This window comes from Acidobacteriota bacterium, from assembly GCA_019347945.1.
Taxonomy (GTDB): Bacteria; Acidobacteriota; Thermoanaerobaculia; order Gp7-AA8; family JAHWKK01; genus JAHWKK01.
The window spans coordinates 1-6,028 of record JAHWKK010000049.1 but is presented as its reverse complement, the minus strand read 5'-3'; the positions used below and the strand labels follow the sequence as shown (position 1 = coordinate 6,028).

At 62.0% G+C, this 6,028-nt stretch carries 5 protein-coding genes; 4 read left to right on the top strand and 1 reads right to left on the bottom strand.

The annotated features are described in order from the left end of the window. Window positions 1–115 precede the first annotated feature (115 nt). Window positions 116–1,360: a glutamate dehydrogenase gene (locus KY459_16630; protein MBW3566333.1), complete on the bottom strand. Its 1,245-nt coding sequence runs from the start codon at window positions 1,358–1,360 to the stop codon at window positions 116–118. A gap of 101 nt (window positions 1,361–1,461) precedes the next feature. Here KY459_16630 and KY459_16625 point away from each other — a divergent pair, with 101 nt between their 5' ends. From KY459_16625 to KY459_16610, 4 genes are all read left to right on the top strand, one after another. After that, window positions 1,462–2,340 (top strand): TonB family protein, encoded by an 879-nt coding sequence (locus tag KY459_16625; GenBank protein MBW3566332.1) that lies wholly within the window; start codon window positions 1,462–1,464, stop codon window positions 2,338–2,340. Between the two features lie 373 nt (window positions 2,341–2,713). Beyond that, a complete protein-coding gene (locus KY459_16620) occupies window positions 2,714–3,280 on the top strand; it encodes a zinc-ribbon domain-containing protein (protein MBW3566331.1) in 567 nt (188 codons plus the stop codon). Then, entirely contained in the window at window positions 3,280–4,149 is an 870-nt protein-coding gene (locus KY459_16615) for an ABC transporter permease (protein ID MBW3566330.1), read from the top strand. Before KY459_16620 ends, KY459_16615 begins: the two co-directional genes overlap by 1 nt. Next, window positions 4,146–5,531 carry an ABC transporter ATP-binding protein gene (locus tag KY459_16610; protein MBW3566329.1) on the top strand — a complete coding sequence of 462 codons (1,386 nt, stop codon included), beginning with the start codon at window positions 4,146–4,148 and terminating at the stop codon, window positions 5,529–5,531. The genes KY459_16615 and KY459_16610 overlap by 4 nt, the downstream gene beginning before the upstream one ends. Window positions 5,532–6,028: the final 497 nt, after the last annotated feature.

Below are 6,028 nucleotides of genomic sequence, written 5' to 3'. Positions count from 1 at the left end.
GAACTTGGAACTTAACTTGATTGAATTCGCAAAGCTCTAGAGCTTGCTCGAGTTAAGTTCCAAGTTCAGACCCGACCCCGTCTCCCCATACGACCCGACCCCGTCTCCCCATAGATCACGAGCCTCGCAGCCGCTCGGCGCGCGCCACCCGGTCGATCGCGAGCATGAACGAAGCGTCCCTGAAGGTGACGCCCCGCTCGGCTCGAAGATGCGCCACTTCCGTATATGCGTTCTTCATGATCCTGGAGAGCTCGTCCTCGACGCGCTGTTCCGACCAGTAGAACTGCTGGAGATTCTGAACCCACTCGAAGTAGGAAACGGTCACACCGCCGGCATTGACGAGAATGTCGGGAACGACTCGGATGCCCCTCTCCTCGAGGCGATGCGATGCCTCCGGGGTCGTCGGGGCGTTCGCGGCCTCGATCACGAACTTCGCACGAATCGCGTCGGCGTTCTTTTCATTGATGACTCCACCGATCGCCGCCGGGACGAGGAAATCGCATTCCATCGTCAGGATCTCATCATTGCTCAGCGGCTTCGCGCCCGGAAAGCCCTCGAGGCTTTTCTTCTCCTTCACGAATTTCACGACCGCGTCGATGTCGAGCCCCGACGGGTCGTGGATCCCGCCATGAACGTCGCTCACCGCGGTGACCCGCGCTCCTGCCTCGCAGAAGAGCCGCGCCGCCCACGACCCGACGTTTCCAAAGCCCTGAATCACGACGTTCGACCCCTTCAGATCGAGGCCGAACTCTTCCGAGACCAGCCCGGTGATGATCACCGTTCCCCGACCCGTCGCCGCTTCTCGTCCGAGCGATCCTCCGAGCCCCACCGGCTTTCCGGTCACGATTCCGGGGGTGTATCCGAATTTCCGGCCGTACTCGTCCATCATCCAGGCCATCGTCTGCGAGTTCGTGTACATGTCGGGCGCCGGGATGTCCCGGTTGACTCCGAGAAGGAGAGCGATGCGGGTGGTGAAGGTCCTGGTCAGGCGCTCGAGCTCATCCTCGCTCAACTCCCACGCCTTGACGTTGACTCCCCCTTTCGCGCCTCCGTAAGGGATGTTCATCAGCGCCGTCTTCCACGTCATCAGCGCCGCCAGCGCCCGAACCTCGAGCAGATCGACCTCGGGGTGATATCGGATTCCACCTTTGGTCGGTCCGCGGGATCCGTTGTGCTGCACGCGATAGCCGATGAAAACCGACAGGCTCCCGTCGTCGCGGCGGAGCGGCAGCGAAACCTGAACCTCGCGAAACGGCGTGCGGAGAATCGTCTGCATCTCCGGATCCAGACCCAGCAGACCGGCCGCGCGATCGAACTCGGTCATCTGGGTTTCGTGGTCGCTTGCGGTTTTGTCCGTCATCAAACGCTCCTCCGGAAGCGCCGGGTAGCATATCAGTCAACAACTGTGGCGACTCTCGCGGTGGGGAAGAAACACCTCGTACCGACGTTGTAGCGGGCGAGGTGGCAGCCGAACGACTGGGACTGATCGAAGAACGGGGCTCTCCGCCATCGGGGGTCCTGATCTCGCTGCTCGTCCACGCAGCGATCGTCATCCTTCTGATCGCGTTCCGCGCTCAGTCATCCCCCGAGGATCAGCAGACGATCGAGTACGTCGATCTGGTCAGACAGGCCACACCGGTTTCGCCCAGCCAGACCGAGTCGCTTCCCGTCACGGATGCGCCCGGACCGGAGGTTCGCGAACAGCCGGATTCGACGGCGCCGCTGTCCGACGCCAACCGCATCGCGAGCACCCCCGATCCACAGGGTGCCGAGCCTTCGAACAATCCCGGACCGGGAGCGGGGCTCGCCCCACCTGGCCTTCCCGGATCAATGCCCGGCCCGCCCGAGCGGGAAGAGGCTCAGCCGGAATCGGTGTCGCAACCCTCGACCACGGCACCGCTGGTCGACTGGAATCGCGCGATTCAGGCCGTTACGCCTCCCGGCGATGTGGGCGCCGGATCCCCGGGCGCATTCGGCGGAGACGAGGGCTTTGCCGTCAGCGGTCCGGTCTCGTTCGAGACGCAGTGGTACCCATGGGGTGATTATTCGGTGGAGATGATCCGGCGGATCCGCCACTACTGGTATCGGAACATGCCCGATCTGATCCGCCTCGGAATCCAGGGCAACGTCGTCTACCGATTCACCATTCAGCGCGACGGCGAGATCACAAATATCGAGATGCTCCGGCCCAGCGGGTCACCCCCCTACGATTTCGCCGCCCGTAAGGCGATCGAGCTCTCCTCGGCTTTGCCTCCACTCCCCGGGGATTTTCCGGGAGCCACCGAAAGGGTCACGGTCAGCTTCTTCTACAACATGGAGCCACCGAAACGCAGGGATTAGGAGCCAGGATCAGGATTCAGGATTCAGGAGACAGGTTTCAGGATAGCGAAACGACGAAGGACCGGCGGCAGACTCGTGAATAAAGGGTGAGAGAGTAAGGAGAGGTACGTTCGCGGCGTCCCTTCTTTCACTCTTCACTCTTCACTCTTCAACTCCGGCAACCGGCAACCGGCTCTGGAATCCTGTCTCCTGTATCCTGCTTCTTCTCCCTGGCTCCTGGCTCCTGGATCCTGAATCCTGTCTTCTGAATCCTGTCTCCTGAATCCTGTATCCTGAATCCTGTCTCCTGACCCTGTCTCCTGCCTCCCCGCTTGCCGGGCTCGCGGGTCCTTTGCTATCGTCGCGATCCGTACGCCTTGCGGATGGGGGCCCTGTGATCATCGAGTGTGCGCACTGCGCCACAAGATACAACTACGACGAGAGTAAGTTCGGAGACCAGCCTTCGAAGAAGATTCGATGCGCCAAGTGCAAGGAGGTCTTCGAGATCCACAACCCGAAGCTGACTGGCAGCTCCGCCCCATCCCCCGCCGCCGACACGCATGACGAAACTTTCGTCCGGAGAGGCCGCCGGGAGGCGGCGAGCACGACCGAAGAAACCAACGCCCGCGTCGCGATGAGCGATCCGAAAATGCCGGACAACGTCCGGCTTTCGCTGGCGATCACCGAGGGTCCGGGGGCTGCGCAGGTCTTCCGGATCGAACGGCCGGTCGTGACGATCGGGCGAGCCGACGCCGACATCGTCCTTCCCGACCAGGAGTCGTCGCGCCAGCATGCCGAGCTCTCGGTCCGCGACGGCCACTACTTTCTCCGCGACCTCGACTCTCGCAACGGCACGTGGATCGAAGGGCAGAAGATCGAAGGAGAGGTCGAGATCTACAACCAGTCCGAATTTCGCGTGGGAGCGACCACCCTCATGCTGATCGTCACAAGCGTCGACTGATGAGCAAGCCGCAGCCGGATTCGAGCCCCGCTGCGCAGAAGCAGGAGGGGGGGACGCGCATCCGGCGCCGCCATACTCCGCCGGTCATGCAGATTTTCAGGGCCCGCGCCCTTCTCGTGGCTCTGACTTCCCGTGACCTGAAGGCGCGATACCGCGGATCGATTCTCGGTTACTTCTGGTCGCTCGCCAATCCGCTGCTCATGCTCGCGGTCTACACATTCGTCTTCACGACGTTCTTTCGCCGCTTCGACATCCACCCTTACGCTTTGTTCCTCTTCGCGGGCATTCTTCCGTGGACGTATTTCAGCGGAGCGGTGCTCGAGTCGACCACGGCGATCAGCGCAAACAGCGCGCTCATCAAGAAGGTCACATTTCCGGGTGAGATTCTTCCGCTCGTGGTCATCACTGCACACCTCGTTCATCTGATTCTCGCGCTTCCGATTCTCTTCGGTGCGCTCGTGATCGCGCGCCTGACCGTCGGAACCCCCATCGGCGTTTCCCTCACCGCGCTTCCGCTGATCATCCTTCTGCTCGCGATTTTCGTCGCCGGTGTCAGCCTGGCCTGCTCGGCCATCGCCGTCCTGTTTCGGGATCTGCGCGACATCGTCGCGAACCTTCTCAACCTCGGTTTCTTCCTCACGCCGATTCTCTACTCGCTGGAGGCCGAATTCATCACCCCCATCATTGCGAGGATCCTTCGAATCAACCCGGTGACGCCGTTCGTCCTCGCTTTCCAGGACATCTTCTTTTTCTCGAGATTCCCCCCGACATCCGACTGGGTCCTGATGGTCTTCTACGCGCTCGCTTCGATCACGATCGGATTGATCGTCTTCGACCGGCTGAGAGACACGCTCGCGGAGGCCGTGTGAGCTCGTCACCCGCCATCGACGTCCGCGACGTCTCGAAGCGCTATCGACTCTACGGTCGTCGCTCACAGCTCGCCACCCTCAAGAGCGCCCTTCTGGGCCGTGAGCTGTCGCTCACGCCATCCACGTCGAGAGCCGCACTCACCGACGTCGATTTCTCCGTCGAGCGGGGCGAGGCATTCGGCGTCATCGGCCCGAACGGCTCCGGAAAATCGACCCTTCTGAAACTGATCTCCGGGATCATCAAACCGACGCGTGGCGAGATCGTCGTCGATGGCCGCGTCTCCGCATTGATCGAGCTCGGCGCCGGGTTCCATCCCGAGATCAGCGGCCGCGAGAATGTCTACATCAACGGCATCATGCTCGGTCTTTCGAGAAAGGAGATCGACGACCGGTTCGACCGTATCGTCGAGTTCGCCGGAATCGGAGAGTACCTGGACCAGCCGGTTCGAACCTATTCGTCCGGCATGTACGTCCGGCTCGGCTTCTCCGTCGCAATTCACGTCGATCCCGACATTCTGCTCGTCGACGAGGTTCTCTCGGTCGGCGACGAAGATTTCTCCCAGAAGTGCGTCGCCCGGCTCCAGGAGATGCACCGTCAGGGCGTCACCATGCTCTTCGTCACCCACCAGCTCGATCTCGTCCGCAAGCTCTGCGATCGCGCGATCTGGCTCGAGCACGGCCGCGTCGCGCGAATCGGCGATCCGATCCGGGTCGTCGACGACTATCTCCAGCACGTCGCCGGTGGCGAGCCCGCCGATTCCGAGGAGAAGGAGAAGGAAGAGGAACCGAGCGAGGAGCTGACCGAGGAGGAACGATGGGGTTCGGGTGAGGTTGTCCTTCGCCGCGTCTCGCTCGTCGATGATCGTGGCCGCCAGCTCGTCGCCCTCGGAGGACCGACCCCCGTCACCATCGAGATCGACATCGAGGCACGCGAGGCCATCGAGGACTGCGTCTTCGGGATCGGGATCTTCCACGTCGACGGAACCTGCGTCTACGGCACGAACTCCGAGATCGAAGGGTGGCTCTCGACGCGCGTCGCCGGTCGCGGACAAATCCGGTTCACGATGCCCTCGCTGTCGCTCGTCGCCGGGCGTTACCGGATCGACGCCGCGGCACACTCCCGGAATGGGCGCGCCTATGACTACCGGCGTGGTGTGATCCGTTTCGTCGTCGGTTCGCGCTTTTCAGATGCTGGAGTGTACCGCCCGGAGCATGAATGGTCATTTACAGGCGGCGTCGAGATGGAGAACCGATACTCCGGGGAGAGCCGGGTGCCGAAACCGATCGCGGAGTCGATCGAGTCCGCCGCGGATCCCGATGTTCCGGACGCTCCCTTCCGCAAGCGCCCGCGGCGGAGAAAACCACCGGAAGAAAAGAAGTGAGCATTTCCCCTCGTCATGCTGAGTCGCCGCAGGACGGCGAAGGATCCGGACGGCAGGCTCGTGAAAGAGAGTGACAGTGAGCGGCCACGGTGACTCACGATCCCTCCCCCAGATTCTCCGCCCGCGCTCCGCCGGGCTCAGAATGACGAATGTTGCGCGAAGCGACGATCACGGACGAATGTTTCCTCTCGCGAAACCATCGCCTCATCATCCTGAGCAATTGACCGGCGCGTTGCGCCGATGAATCGGGAATGAAAACCGGAGCCCGCAAAACTCCGCACCCCATACTCAAACCGACGTCATCCCGAGCGGGCGGTCGGGGCGGGCAAGCGAGGGACCTCGCGGCGTGGGACTCTCAAAGCAAGACAAACGGAGCAGGGGGGTGGGACTCCAACAAAATATAGGGAGGTTCATAAGTATGAAAATACAAAACCAACGGCCCCCCAGGGCAGTAAAAAATATATAAAAAGGCGCGAAGCGTGGCCGTAAAGGACAGT

Bases quoted from the DNA above. Each gene is read 5' to 3' on its own strand.
- KY459_16630 (MBW3566333.1), bottom strand. From the start codon at position 1,360: ATGACGGACAAAACCGCAAGCGACCACGAAACCCAGATGACCGAGTTC.
- KY459_16615 (MBW3566330.1), top strand. From the start codon at position 3,280: ATGAGCAAGCCGCAGCCGGATTCGAGCCCCGCTGCGCAGAAGCAGGAG.